The organism is Streptomyces sp. NPDC032822 (genome assembly GCF_055578825.1).
This window is the reverse complement of the sequence record NZ_JBVIOL010000038.1, coordinates 27,650-41,328: the sequence shown is the minus strand read 5'-3', so window position 1 is coordinate 41,328 and position 13,679 is coordinate 27,650. Positions and strand designations below refer to the sequence as shown.

The 13,679-nt window shown below is 70.5% G+C and carries 6 protein-coding genes; all 6 read left to right on the top strand.

Features of this window, described 5'->3' with window-relative positions:
* Positions 1-3,627 (top strand): amino acid adenylation domain-containing protein (locus ACZ5VD_RS43135; protein ID WP_468685933.1); only part of this gene is annotated, 3,627 nt, incomplete at its 5' end.
* A gap of 32 nt (positions 3,628-3,659) precedes the next feature.
* Positions 3,660-10,280, top strand: a complete 6,621-nt coding sequence (locus ACZ5VD_RS43130; protein WP_468685931.1) for an amino acid adenylation domain-containing protein — start codon at positions 3,660-3,662, stop codon at positions 10,278-10,280.
* A 282-nt stretch (positions 10,281-10,562) separates the two neighbouring features.
* A complete protein-coding gene (locus ACZ5VD_RS43125) occupies positions 10,563-11,753 on the top strand; it encodes a cytochrome P450 (RefSeq protein ID WP_468555307.1) in 1,191 nt (396 codons plus the stop codon).
* A gap of 9 nt (positions 11,754-11,762) precedes the next feature.
* Positions 11,763-12,965 (top strand): cytochrome P450, encoded by a 1,203-nt coding sequence (locus ACZ5VD_RS43120; RefSeq protein WP_468685929.1) that lies wholly within the window; start codon positions 11,763-11,765, stop codon positions 12,963-12,965.
* Between the two features lie 11 nt (positions 12,966-12,976).
* Entirely contained in the window at positions 12,977-13,219 is a 243-nt protein-coding gene (locus ACZ5VD_RS43115; protein WP_468555309.1) for a ferredoxin, read from the top strand.
* A complete protein-coding gene (locus tag ACZ5VD_RS43110; protein ID WP_468555310.1) occupies positions 13,216-13,533 on the top strand; it encodes a phosphopantetheine-binding protein in 318 nt (105 codons plus the stop codon). The genes ACZ5VD_RS43115 and ACZ5VD_RS43110 overlap by 4 nt, the downstream gene beginning before the upstream one ends.
* Positions 13,534-13,679 lie beyond the last annotated feature (146 nt).

The following is a 13,679-nucleotide window of genomic DNA, read 5'->3' as shown; positions in this document are numbered from 1 at the left end:
GGTGCGGGTGCGTCCTTCGACACGCTGGTCGTGTACGAGAACTACCCGCGAGCCGCGAGTGAACCAGCGACCGGACCCGACGCCATCACCATCCGCCCGGCCGGCGTACCGGAGGACACCGGCCACTACCCGCTGACGCTGATCGTCGCGCCCGGCGACCCCATGCAGGGCGACCTGATCTATCGGCCGGATGTGTTTGATCGGGCGCGGGCGGAGGAGGTGTTGGCGTCTTTCGTGGGGGTGTTGGAGCAGTTTGTGGCTGATGCGGCGATGCCGGTCGGGCGGGTCGGTGTGTTGGGTGCTGCTGGTCGTGAGGTGGTGGTCGATCGGTGGAACCGGACGGTGGTGCCGTGGGTGCCTGAGGTGTTGCCGGAGTTGTTCGCGCGGCAGGTGGTGCTGTCGCGGGACGCGGTGGCGGTGGTTGATGGCGATGAGTGTGTGTCGTATGGGGAGTTGGAGGATCGGGCGGGGCGGTTGGCTCGGTTGTTGGTGGGGTTGGGTGTGGGTCCGGAGTGTCGGGTGGGGGTGGTGGTGGAGCGGTCGGTGGCGATGGTGGTGTCGTTGCTGGCGGTGTCGTTGGCGGGTGGTGCTTTTGTGCCGGTGGATGTGGGTTATCCGGTGCAGCGGGTGGGGTTTGTGCTGGGGGATGCGGATCCGGCGGTGGTGGTGTGTACGTCGGGGACGCGGGGTGTGGTGCCGGTGGGGTTCGGTGGTCGGGTGGTGGCGCTGGACGATCCGGCGGTGGTGGCCCGGTTGGCGGACCTGGAGGGCGGTGTAGTCGGGGATGGTGAGCGGTTGGCTCCGTTGCGGCCCGGTCATGCCGCGTATGTGATCTACACGTCCGGATCCACGGGTACTCCCAAGGGCGTCGTCGTCCCCCACACGGGACTCGGCAATCTGGCGCGGGCGCAGATCGACCGCTTTGCCGTGGGACCGGAGTCCCGGGTGCTGCAGTTCGCGTCGGTGAGCTTCGACGCCGCCGTCTCCGAACTGTGCATGGCCCTGCTGTCGGGTGCGTCGGTCGCCGTCGCCGCACCGGACCGGCTACCCCCGCAGGTGTCCCTCTCCGAAGCCCTGCGCGAGACCGGCGCCACGCATGTCACCGTGCCACCCACGGTCCTCGCCATCGAGGACGAACTGCCCTCGGAACTGCGGACAGTCGTCGTGGCCGGGGAGGCCTGCCCCGTGGGTGTCGTCGACCGTTGGTCACGGGATCGCCGCATGGTCAACGCCTACGGCCCCACGGAGGTGACCGTGTGCGCCACCATGAGCGCGCCGCTGTCACCGGGCGCGGACCGGGTGCCGGTCGGCCGCCCCATCTCCAACGTACGTACCTTCGTCCTGGACCCGTTCCTGCAACCAGTGCCTCCCGGCACCAGCGGTGAACTCTATGTGGCCGGAGCCGGGTTGACACGCGGCTACCTGGGGCGTTCGGCGCTCACGGCCGGCCGTTTCGTGGCTTCTCCCTTCGCCTCGGGCCAGCGGATGTACCGCACCGGGGACGTGGTCCGCTGGACCGACGACGGCGAACTGCTCTTCATCGGACGGGCCGACGACCAGGTCAAGGTCCGCGGCCACCGCATCGAGTTGGGTGAGGTCGAAGCAGTTCTGGCCATCCACCCCTCCGTCGCCCAGGCGGCGGTCACCGTACGCCGGGATCGTCCCGGAGACGAGAAGCTGATCGCGTACGCGGTGGCTGACCCCACCTCGGATGCCGGGCAGCGGACCGACGAACTGCCCACGTTGCTCCGGGACTTCCTGCGTGACCGTCTGCCGGAGTACATGGTGCCGACGGCCGTGGTGGTCCTCGACACCCTGCCCCTGACCTCGAACGGCAAAGTGGACCGGTCCGCCCTGCCCGCCCCCGACTTCGCCGAACGGGCCGTGGGCCGAGCGCCCGTGGGCGAACTGGAGGAACTGCTGTGCGCACTGTTCGCCGAGTCCCTTGGCCTTGAACGGGTCGGCGCCGACGACAGTTTCTTCGAGCTGGGCGGCGACTCGATCATGTCGATGCAGTTGGCGTCGCGTGCTCGCAAGGCCGGTCTGGTGGTCACGCCCCGTCAGATCTTCGAGGAGAAGACCGTCGAGCGACTGGCCGACGTCGTCGAAGCAGCGGACCCGCAGACGGTCGACAGCGCGGAGGACGTGGCCGTAGGAGAGGTGCCGTGGACGCCCGTCATGCGAGCGCTCGGCGATCGGATCGTGCGCCCCGATTTCGCCCAATGGGTGGTGGCCGGGGCTCCGGCTGACCTGGACCCGCGGGTCCTGGCCGGGGCAGTGGGCGTCCTGTTGGACGGACATGGCATGTTGCGGGCGCGGGCCGTGAGCAGCGAGTCGAAGCTGATTGTGGGTGAGCCGGGTTCGGTGGATGCAGCGGGTCTGATCACTCGGGTCGAGGTTGAGGCCGAGGTTGGGGTCGGGGATCTGGATGTGGTGGCTGGGCGTGCGGCTCGTGAGGCTGTGGGCCGGCTGGATCCTGCGGGCGGGGTGATGCTCCAGGTTGTCTGGGTGGACGCGGGTCCGAGTCAGGTGGGTCGACTCGTGCTGGTGGTCCATCACCTGGTGGTCGACGGCGTCTCGTGGCGGATTTTGTTGCCGGATCTGGAGAGTGCGTACGAGGAGCTGGCGGACGGACGCACTCCGGTGCTGGAGCCGGTGGGGACGTCGTTCCGTCGTTGGGCGGGGGTGTTGGCCGAGCAGGCCGTCAGTCCCGAGCGGACCGCCGAACTGGATGCCTGGCTGGCCCTGTTGGGTGAGGAGAGTCTTCCCCTGGGGCGTCGGCTGTTGGATCCGGTGGTGGATGTGGCGCGGACGTTGCGGCGGCGGGAGTGGGTGGTGCCTGCCGGGCAGGCGGCCACGTTGGCGGGCCGGACCCCCGCGGCCTTCCACTGCGGTGTGCACGAGGTGCTGCTGTCGACGCTGGCCGGGGCGGTGGGGCGTTGGCGGCCGGACACCGGCGGCAGCGTGCTCGTGGACATCGAGGGTCACGGCCGTGAACCGTTGGAGGGCACCGAACTGTCGCGGACCGTCGGCTGGTTCACGAGCGTGCAGCCACTCCGTCTCGACGTGGCCGGGTTGGATCTGGGTGAGGTGACCCGGGGCGGGGATGCGGCCGGCGACCTCGTGAAGGCGGTCAAGGAACAGACCCGTGCCGTGCCCGGTGACGGTCTCGGTTACGAACTCCTTCGTCACCTCAACCCGGACACCCGTGCCGTCCTGGAATCTGCACCTCATGCCCAGATCGGTTTCAACTACCTGGGCCGTTTCACCGCTGCCACCGGTCGTACGGGCCCGGTGGAGGCCTGGCAGATGGCCGGGGAGAGTGCGGTCGGTGGTTCCGCCGATCCCGACATGCCGGTCACGCACGTACTCGAAGCGGGTGCCGTCATCCGTGACACAACGGAAGGGCCGGAGCTGACGCTCACTCTGAGCTGGCCCGACGGAGCCCTCGACGCAGCCGACGCGGAAGCACTCGGCACGGCCTGGACCGACCAACTCGCCGGTCTCGCCGCCCACACCGACAGCGCGGGAGCGGGGGGTCACACCCCCTCCGATTTCCCCCTCCTGAATCTCGCACAGAACCAGATCGAGGAGCTTGAGGCCGGACTCGCCGGCGATCAGCAGTAGCCACAGTCGCAAGCCTCTGTGAGGAGAGTGCAATGACCCGATCCCTTGTCGAAGACGTGTGGCCGCTGTCGCCGTTGCAGGAAGGCATGCTGTTCCACGCGGCCTTCGACGACGAAGGCCCCGACGTCTATACGGTCCAGTCCGCCCTGGACATCAACGGACCTGTGAACGCAGCCCACTTCAGGGCCTCCTGGCAGGCGCTCGCCGCCCGCCACGCGGCGCTGCGCGCCTGCTTCCGCCAAGTGAGCGGAGGCCAGATGGTCCAGGTCATCGCCCGTGAGGTGAAACTGCCCTGGAGCGAGGCGGACGTCTCGCGGCTGGCGGAGCCCGAAGCGACAGCCGAGACGGAGCGCCTGGCGGCGGGCGAACTGGCCGAACGGTTCGACCTGGCGGCCGCGCCCCTGCTGCGGCTGCTGTTCATCCGGCTCGGCGAGAACCGGCACCGCCTGGTCATGACGTTCCACCACGTCCTGATGGACGGCTGGTCCATGCCCGTCCTGCTCAGCGAACTGTCCGCGATCTACGCCGCTGACGGCGACGCCTCACGCCTGCGGCGCGCCCCGTCCTACGGTCAGTACATGGCATGGCTGTCACGCCAGGACAAGGAGGACGCGAGGACCGCCTGGCGTACGGAACTGGCCGGAGCCGACGAACCGACCCTCGTGGCACCGGCGGACCCCACCCGGGCCCCGGCCTTCCCGGACCACGTCTTCGGTGAACTCCCCGAGGACACCACGCGCGCCCTCGGCGACCTCGCCCGCAGCCACGGCCTCACCATGAACACGGTGGTGCAGGGTGCGTGGGCGTTGGTCCTGGCCCGGCTGGCCGGGCGCGACGACGTCGTCTTCGGCGCGACGGTGGCAGGCCGGCCGGCCGAACTACCGGGCGTGGAATCGATGGTGGGGCTGCTCATCAACACACTCCCGGTGCGCGTCGAACTCGACGGCAAGCAGTCGATGCTGGACATGCTGGAGCGGCTGCAGGAACGCCAGACCGGGCTCATGTCCTACCAGTACATGGGCCTGTCCGAGATCCAGAAGCTGTCCGGCCCCGGCGCCGTCTTCGACTCGCTCGTCCTGTACGAGAGCTTCCCCGCACCGCCCGCAGCACCGGCGCTGCCCGACGCCGTGTCCATCAGGCCGTCGGGCATGTCGCGCGACGCGTCCCACTATCCGATCACCCTGGTGGTCACCCCCGGTCCGCGGCTGCGCTTCAAACTGGATTACCGTCCCGACCTCTTCGACCAGGCCACCGCGCAGTCGATCTTCCAGCGGGTGATCCGGGTGCTGGAGCGGGTGGTGGCTGATCCGTCGTTGCCGGTGGGGCGGATTGATGTGGTGGAGGAAGTGGAGCGGGCGGCTGTGGTGGTGGGGTTCAACGACACGCAGCGGCCGGTGGTGGGGGGTTCGCTGCTGGACTTGTTCCGTTCCCATGTCGACGCGGATCCCGGGGCGGTGGCGGTCCGGTCGGGTGTCGAGGCTCTGTCGTATGGGGAGTTGGAGGAGCGGTCGGATCGTCTCGCCCGGTTCCTGGTGGGTGCGGGGGTCGGTTGTGAGCGGGTGGTGGGGTTGTGCCTTCCGCGTGGGGTGGATGTGGTGGTGGGGGAGCTCGCGGTGTGGAAGGCCGGTGGGGCCTTCGTGCCGTTGGATCCTGAGTACCCGGCGGACCGGTTGCGGTACATGATCGGGAACAGTGGTGCGGGTGTGGTGCTGGCGACCGCGGAGACCCTTGACCGGGTGCCCGCGGGTCCGGCCCGGATCGTCCTGCTCGAAGAGGTTCCGGCAACACCTGATCCGGTGCCTCTTCCTGGTGTGAAGGATCCGGGTCAGCTGGCTTATGTCATCTACACGTCGGGTTCCACCGGGCGTCCCAAGGGTGTCGGTGTCGGTCATCGGGGTGTGGTGAACCTGGTGGGGGCGATGGCTCCTGTGCTGGGTGTGGGTCCTGGTGTGGTGTCGTTGCAGTTCGCCTCGTTCAGTTTTGATGCGGCGATCCTCGATGTGGCCGTGGCGCTGGGTTCCGGTGGGACGTTGGCGATTGCTACGAGTGAGGAGCGGGCGGAGCCGGGTGCGTTGGCGGGGATGATCGCCGCACACGGCGTGTCCACGGCGAGTGTGGTGCCCTCTCTTCTCGGGGTGCTGGATCCGGAGCAGGTGTCCGGTATGGACACCTGGGTGTTGGGTGCGGAGCGTCTGACGGCGGATCTGGCTGCGCGGTGGGTGTCTGGGGTGAGGGTGTGGAACACCTACGGGCCTACCGAGGCGACGGTGATGGTCACCGCCGGACCGGTGGCCGCCGACATCACACCGTCCGGACAGGCGCCGGCCATCGGACGCCCGCTGGCCAACTCCCGTGTCTACGTGCTGGATTCCTTCCTGCGCCCGGTTCCCCCCGGTGTGGACGGCGAGATCTACCTCACGGGCGCCGGTCTGGCCCGTGGTTACATCGCTCGCCCGGATCTGACGTCGGAGCGGTTCGTTGCGTGTCCGTTCGCCACGGGTGAGCGGATGTATCGCTCGGGTGATCTGGCGCGCTGGACGGTTGATGGTGAGTTGGTGTTCGTCGGTCGGGCGGATGCGCAGGTGAAGGTGCGTGGGTTCCGTATCGAACTCGGTGAGATCGAAGCGGTGTTGACGGCACACCCGGCTGTCGCCCAGGCGGTCGTCGTGGCCCGCGAAGACGGACCGGGCGACAAACAACTCGTCGCTTACGTCGTCCCCCAGAGCCAGGACATCGACATGCTGCAGGTGCGTGAGCACCTCGCCGAAGCGCTGCCGGAGTACATGGTTCCGGCCGCGCTTCTCGTCCTGGACGTGCTGCCGCTGACCCCGAACGGGAAGGTCGACCGGTCTGCCCTGCCCGCCCCCGACTTCGCCGGGCGGGTGTCGGACCGGACACCGGTGGGGGAGACGGAGGAGAAGCTGTGCGCGCTGTTCGCCGAAGTCCTGGAACTGGAACGGGTCGGCGTCGACGACAACTTCTTCGACCTGGGCGGTGACTCCGGACTGGCGATGCGTCTGGCCGCTCGTATCCGCGAGGAACTGGGCGCCGACCTGAGCATGCGGCAGTTCTTCGGCGCGTCGACGCCGGTGGGCGTCGCCCGGATGCTCGCGGCGAAGGCGCGGCCGGAACTCGGGCCGGCCGAACGCCCGGAGGAGATACCGGTCTCGGCGGAACAGCAACGGACCTGGTTGATGGCGGGGCTGTCCGAGGAGGCGGGTGCCGCCCACCGGAGTTCGGTCGCCCTGCGGCTCACCGGCGTACTGGACCGGGCCGCCCTGGAGGCGGCGCTCGGGGACGTCGCCGTACGTCATGAGATCCTGCGGACCCGGTTCACCGGCGGACGGTCCGACGACCTGCGGCAGCACGTCCTGGACGCCGACGATCCCGAGGCCGGCCCCGCCCTGTCGGTGACCGTCGCCGCCGAGGAGGAACTCGCCGGACTGCTCGCCGACCGGTCGGCGCACGAGTTCGACCTGGCGCGCCAACTGCCGTGGGCGCCACACCTGTTCGCGCTGTCCGACACGGAGCACGTGCTGCTGCTGGTCGTGCACCGGATCGCCGGCGATGATGCTTCGCTGGACATCGTCGTCCGTGACCTCGCCGCCGCCTACGGTGCCCGGCGCGAGGGCCGTAAGCCCGAACGGGCCCCACTGTCCCTTCAGTTCGCCGACTACGCGCTGTGGGAGCGGGAGTTGCTCCGGGGCGCGGAGGAGCCGGACAGCCTGATCAGCGACCAGCTCACCTACTGGAAGGAGCGGCTGGCCGCCCTGGAGCCGGAACTGCCGCTCCCGTTCGACCGGCCGCGCCCGGTGCTGGCCGATCACCGGACCGGGTCCGTGCCGCTGATTCTCGACGCGGAGGCGCACGACCGTCTGATGGACACGGCCGAGGTCGAGGATGCCTCGGCCTTCGTGGCCGTACAGGCGGCGCTGGCGCTGCTGTTGACCCGGCTCGGCGCCGGGGACGACGTCGTGCTCGGCACCCGGCTGTCGCGGCGCTACGAGGAAGGGGATCTGGAGGGTGTGGTCGGGCCGTTGACCCACCCGCTGGTGTTGCGGACCGACACCTCCGGTGACCCCACCTACCGGGAACTGCTGCGCCGCGTCCAGGAGGTGAACCAGGAGGCGCAGCGCCACCGGGAGGTGCCGTTCGAGCGGCTCGTGGACCTGCTCCAGCAGCCGGCCTCGGCGTCGCGCCACCCGGTGTTCCAGGTCCTGCTCGAAGTCGGTGACCTGAGCGTCGAGGAGCTGGACGCGGCGGATCTGCCCGGCCTGCGGACCACCCGGCTGGACGGCGTGAGCGGTGGCACGGAGCTCGATCTGTGGTTCGCGCTGAACGAACGCACCCACGGGGACGGCACGCCCAACGGCATCGAGGGCCTGCTGCACTACGCCACCGAACTCTTCGACGCCTCCACCGCGACCGCGCTCGCCGATCGGCTCGTGCGCGTGCTGCAACAGGTCGCCGCCGCACCGGAGTTGCGTCTGAGCGAGGTGGACGTGCTGCTCGGCGAGGAGGAGCGCCGTCGGCTCGTGGGCGGGAGCGTCGACTCCGTGGGCGACCTCGGCCACGATCCCGTCCTGGATCCCGACACCGTTCTGGATCCTGACTCCGTCCTGAGCCATGACTCCGTCCTCGGTCTGCTCGCCGAGCAGGTGGCACGGACACCGGACGCCGTCGCCGTGAAGGGCCAGGACGGGTCCCTCACCTACCAGGCGTTGGACTCGGTGACGGATCTGCTCGCGCGCCGGCTGTCCCGGCGGGGCGCGGGCACCGAGCAGCGGGTCATCGTGATGCTGCCGCCCGGTGTCGGTTTCACCGTCGCCCTGATCGGTGTGCTCAAGGCCGGTGGGGTGTGCTCCTTCGTCGATCCGACCCGGCCGTTCGTCGGTGGTGCGGACGGCCCGGGGCCGCGCAGTCGGCCCGCCGCGCTGATCTGCACGGCGGCCATGGCGGGGCGGATGAACGCGGACAGCAGGATCCCGGTGCTGTGGATCGACGATCTGACGGAGGAGGGCGCGGAGTTCCCGCCCGTCCGTGTGCCCGGCGCGGCCACGCCGTTGTCGTCCCGGCCCGCTCAGGCGGCCGTCGTCCTCGACGCCCCGGGAGCGGACGCGTCCGCCCCCGGATCCGTCGTCGACCACCGGGCGCTGTTGCGCCAGACGGCACACCGGCTGCGGACCACCGCCGTGAACGGCGTCCCCGCCCTGCTCGACGCGCGAGCACCCGTCGGCGCGTTCCTGATACCGCTGCTCGCGTCCCTCGGTGCCGGTGGCGGCGTCCGGTTCGTCGTGCCGGGAGAGGACGCCGTCGCCATGGCGAGGGCGACGGGGTCTCAGGAGACGACCCTGGTGACCACCCGGGACCGGCTGCGGAAGATGATCGGGTCGGAGGCGGGACGCCGTCCGTTCGCCGAGGTCACCGTGTTCGAGACGGGGCGGCCGGTCGCCGGTGACGAGACCAGCGAGTGGCTGGACCTGCATCAGGACACCTCGCTGGTCAGCAGCGTCGCCGCGGTCGGGACCGCGGGACCCTGGCTCGAACACCGGGTGTCTCCGGGCGGCCCGGTCCCGGCGAGCCTCCCGGTCGGCCGGCCCGTGCACGGCAGCCGGGCCCTCGTTCTGGACGACCTGCTGCGCCCGGTTCCGCCGGGTGTCGTGGGCGACGTGTACGTGACGGGAACTCCGCTGTCCCGGGGGATCGCGGGCGGCTCGTCACTGACCGCCGAACGGTTCGTCGCCTTCCCGTACGGCGGCCCGGGTGAGCGGATGCTGCGCACCGGGGAACGCGCGCGGCGGACCGCTGCCGGGCTGCTCGCGCTGCGTGATCCGGGCGAGGAGCGCGACAGGGGATCCCGGGCCCGGCGCACGGTCACCGACAGTCGGGAACTGGAGGTGCTGCTGCCGCTGCGGGCGAGCGGTGGCCGCCCGCCGCTGTTCTGCCTGCACGAGACCACCGGCCTGAGCTGGATCTACGCCGCACTCCTGCAGTACCTGCCGCAGGATCTGCCGGTCTACGGCGTCCAGGCGCGCGGTCTGACGGGCGCCGAACCGCCGGCGGACGGCATCGAGGAGATGGCGGCGGACTACGCCGAGCAGATCCGTTCGGTGCAGCCCACCGGCCCCTACCACCTGCTCGGCTGGTCCCTGGGCGGAGTCCTCGCCCACGCCGTCGCCACCCGGCTGGAGGAGCTCGGCGAGGAAGTGGCCCTGCTCGCGGTGCTCGACGCCTATCCCCAGCACGGGGTCGGCACCTCGCTGTACACCTACGACGACGAGGAGACACCGGAGGGGCGGGACAGCGGCCGACGGATGCAGCGCGGTCCCGGCGGCCAGGACATCACCGGCGTGAGCGGCCCCGCGCTGGACAACGTCAAGAAGGTCATCCAGAACACGGCCGGATTCATGCCGGACTACACACCGCGTCACTTCCGGGGCGACCTGCTCGTCTTCGTCGCGACGGTGGACCGGCCCCAGGACAAGCCGATCCCGGAGGCGGTCGCGACCTGGGATCCGTACGTCGCCGGAAACATCGAGTCGCACGAGATCGCCGCCCGCCACAAGGAGATGCTGAAGCCCACCCCGGCCGCCCACATCGGGCGCGTCCTCACGGAGAAGCTCGGGAAAGCCACCGGCACGGAAAAAGGGTGAGCCGGAAAAAGGAGTGAAGAGCAAACAGGGGTGATCCCTTCCGGCGCCGATCCGCACCAGCGGTGAAGGATGATCCGGCCGGGGTGGTGTGCCGTACCGCACGCCACCCCGGCCGATTTTCCCTGCGCCCGTATCCCGCCGCCGCCCCTCCGCTTCCTCCGTACTCGCATTCCCTTTCGGAATTGGTCAGTTGGACATTCGTTGACGCCCACGCTTTGCGATTTCAGACTCGGACGGTGGGCCCCGGATCCCGCAGCGAGAAATGACGAAAGGGAACCGCTGATGCCGAAACCCCCGGAAATACCGTTGCACAACCGTCGGGTCGGGCTCGACCCGCTGCCCGAACTGGGCCGTGCGAGCCGGGAGTGCCCGTTCGCGGAGACCCCCGCACCCGGGACCTCGGCCCGCGCCTGGCTCGCCTCCGGCAACGAGACGGTACGCACGGTCCTCGGCGACGCCGAGCGGTTCAGCACTCTGCCGCCCGCGGACAGCAAGGAGGACTCCCGCCGCCTCATCCAGCCCGGCAACCTCCTGCAGTACGACCCGCCCGAGCACACCCGCCTGCGGCAACTGCTGACCCCGGAGTTCACGCTGCGCCGGATGCGCAGGCTGGAACCCCTGATCGCGGACATCGTGGCAGACCGCCTCGACGCCCTCGAACTGGCCGGTCCGCCCGCCGACTTCATGCGGCACTTCGCCTGGCCGGTCCCCGGACTGGTCAGCTGCGCGCTGCTCGGCATCCCCCGCGACGACCACGCCGAACTGGCGCGCAACCTCGACACCACCCGCGCCACCAACCGCAGCCGCGAACAGCAACAGGCCGCAGGCAAGGCCTACATGGCGTACATGCACAAGCTGATCGGGCAGAAGCGGCGCGCCCCCGGCGACGACCTGCTCAGCAGGCTGATCCGGGAGCACGGCAGCGACATCACCGACGACGAACTGGTGGGGACCGCCGCCACCACCATGGCTGCCGGATTCGAGAACGTCGCCGGCACCCTGGGCCTGGGCGCCCTGGCGCTGATGCAGCACCCGGACCAACTGGCCCTGTTCCAGGACCGGCCGGAGGTGGTCGACCGGGCCGTCGAGGAGCTGATCCGGTACGTCTCCGTCATCGCGACGGCCTCGCCGCGCACCGCGCTGGAGGACCTGACGATCGAGGGGCACGAGGTCAAGGCGGGGGAGACCGTGGTGTGTTCCCTGATGGCGGTCAACCGTTTCCAGCCCACGCCGCCCCCGCAGCCCTCGCGCGACGAACTCGACATCACCCGGGAGATCACCTCCCACCTGGCGTTCGGACACGGCATCCACTACTGCCTGGGCGCCCCGCTGACCCGGCTGACCCTCCGGATCGCCTTCCCCGCCCTGCTCGCCCGCTTCCCCAAGCTGCGGCCGGCGGTGCCGCCGGAGGAACTGCGCTACCGCACGCTGGCCCCCAACTACGGCGTCGACGCGCTGCCGGTCACCTGGTAGGGGGGCGACATGCCACGCGAAACACCGGACGTGCCCGTGCACACCCGCCGGACCCGCTTCGACCCCGCGGACGACTTGCGCACGCTCACCGGGTCACGCCCCATCGCACGCCTGCCCGTGGGCCCCGGCACGGACGGCCGGCCCGTCTGGCTGGTGACCGGGTACCAGGAGGTGCGCCAGGTTCTCGGCGACCACACCCGCTTCTCCACCCGTCGCGGCACTCCGCCGCGGCCGGACGCCCCCGACAGCGGCCGGCCGGAGCAGGCCGTCGGCCAGCTGATGGACTACGACCCGCCCGAGCACACCCGGCTGCGCCGCCTGCTGACACCGGAGTTCACCCTCCGTCGCCTGCGCCGGATGGAGCCGTACATCGCGCAGGCCGTGGCCGAACGCCTGGACGCCATGGAACGCGTCGGGCCACCGGTCGACCTGGTGGAGCGGTTCGCGTCGCCCGTGCCGGGCGCGGTGCTGTGCGAACTGATCGGGGTGCCCCGCGACGACCGTGCCGACTTCCTGCGCCGAGGCCACGCACACCTGGAGGCCGCGCGGGGCAGACAGCGCCGGGCCGCCGCGGGAGAGTCGTTTCTGCGCTACCTCACCGGCCTGGTGGAACGGCAGCGCAAGGAGCCCGACGACGGTTTCCTCGGCGCCCTCGTACGCGACCACGGCGACGAGCTGACCGACGAGGAACTGCGTGGCCTGTGCGTCCTGTTGATGCTCGCCGGCCTGGACAACATCTCCGGCATGATCGGCCTGGGCACACTGGTCCTGCTGGAACACCCCGCCGAACTGGCGGCCCTGCGCGCGGACCCGGGGACCGCGGACCGCGTGATCGACGAACTGCTGCGCTACCTGTCCGTCCCGCACGCCCCCACCCCCCGGATCGCACGGGAGGACGTCGTGATCGGCGGGGAGCTGGTCCGCGCGGGCGAGCACGTCGTCTGCTCCCTGCCGATGGCCAACCGGGACCCCGCGCTCACCCCGGACCCCGACCGCTTCGACCCCGGCCGCGACCCGGTGCCCCACGTGGCCTTCGGGCATGGCATCCACCACTGCCTGGGCGCCGCGCTGGCCCGCAGTGAACTGCGCATCGCGCTCACGGCCCTGCTGGAGCGCTTTCCCGCGCTCCGCCCGGCGGGAGCCGCCGACGAGGTGCGCTTCCGTGTCCACTCGCCCGCCTACGGGCTGGAGCGGCTGCCGGTCGCCTGGTGAGAGGAGAACGCGTGGACGGGGAGCTGGAGATCGAGGTCGACCGCGGCAGATGCGTGGGCGGCGGGATGTGCGCGCTGTTCGTGCCCGCCGTCTTCGACCAGTCGGACGACGACGGCAAGGTCCTGCTCAGGATCGCGGTGCCGGGCGCCGGGCTGACCGGATCGGTGCGAGGGGCCGCGACCCGGTGCCCCTCGGGCGCGATCACACTCCATGAACGGCAAGGGGACGTCATGAACACGAGGGAGACACCATGAACAAGGACATCGCCGGCCAGGGCGGACCAGGGGACATACGCCGGTTCGTGGTCTCGGTGTGGTGCGCGGAACTAGGCGTGCCCGACGTGGGCGACACGGACGACTTCTTCGCTCTCGGCGGTCACTCGCTGGCGGCACTGAACGTCCTGACCGACGTCGAGGACGCCTTCCAGGTAGAGCTCGGTACGCGGGCCGTCGTCGAGCACCCGACCCTGTCGGACTTCATCTCGATGCTGGCCTCGCTGGTCGGCGTCACCTCCGCGACACCCGAGAGCGCCCGTGCGGCGGCCTCGGCCTCCGGGAGCGCCGCCTGACGGATCGGCGAGCGGCACGTGCGTACACCTGTGGCCCGGTGGGGGGCAGGGAGGGCCCGGGGGGGGGTGGGGTCGTCTTTTGTGTTTTCCATGTTGCCAGACGCTTCGTCGCAACTCCCCGACTTTTCCTCCTCCGAGACGAGTCC

Coding starts and splice junctions, on each gene's coding strand:
- ACZ5VD_RS43125 (WP_468555307.1), top strand. CDS start 10,563: ATGCCGAAACCCCCGGAAATACCGTTGCACAACCGTCGGGTCGGGCTC.
- ACZ5VD_RS43120 (WP_468685929.1), top strand. CDS start 11,763: ATGCCACGCGAAACACCGGACGTGCCCGTGCACACCCGCCGGACCCGC.
- ACZ5VD_RS43130 (WP_468685931.1), top strand. CDS start 3,660: ATGACCCGATCCCTTGTCGAAGACGTGTGGCCGCTGTCGCCGTTGCAG.
- ACZ5VD_RS43110 (WP_468555310.1), top strand. CDS start 13,216: ATGAACAAGGACATCGCCGGCCAGGGCGGACCAGGGGACATACGCCGG.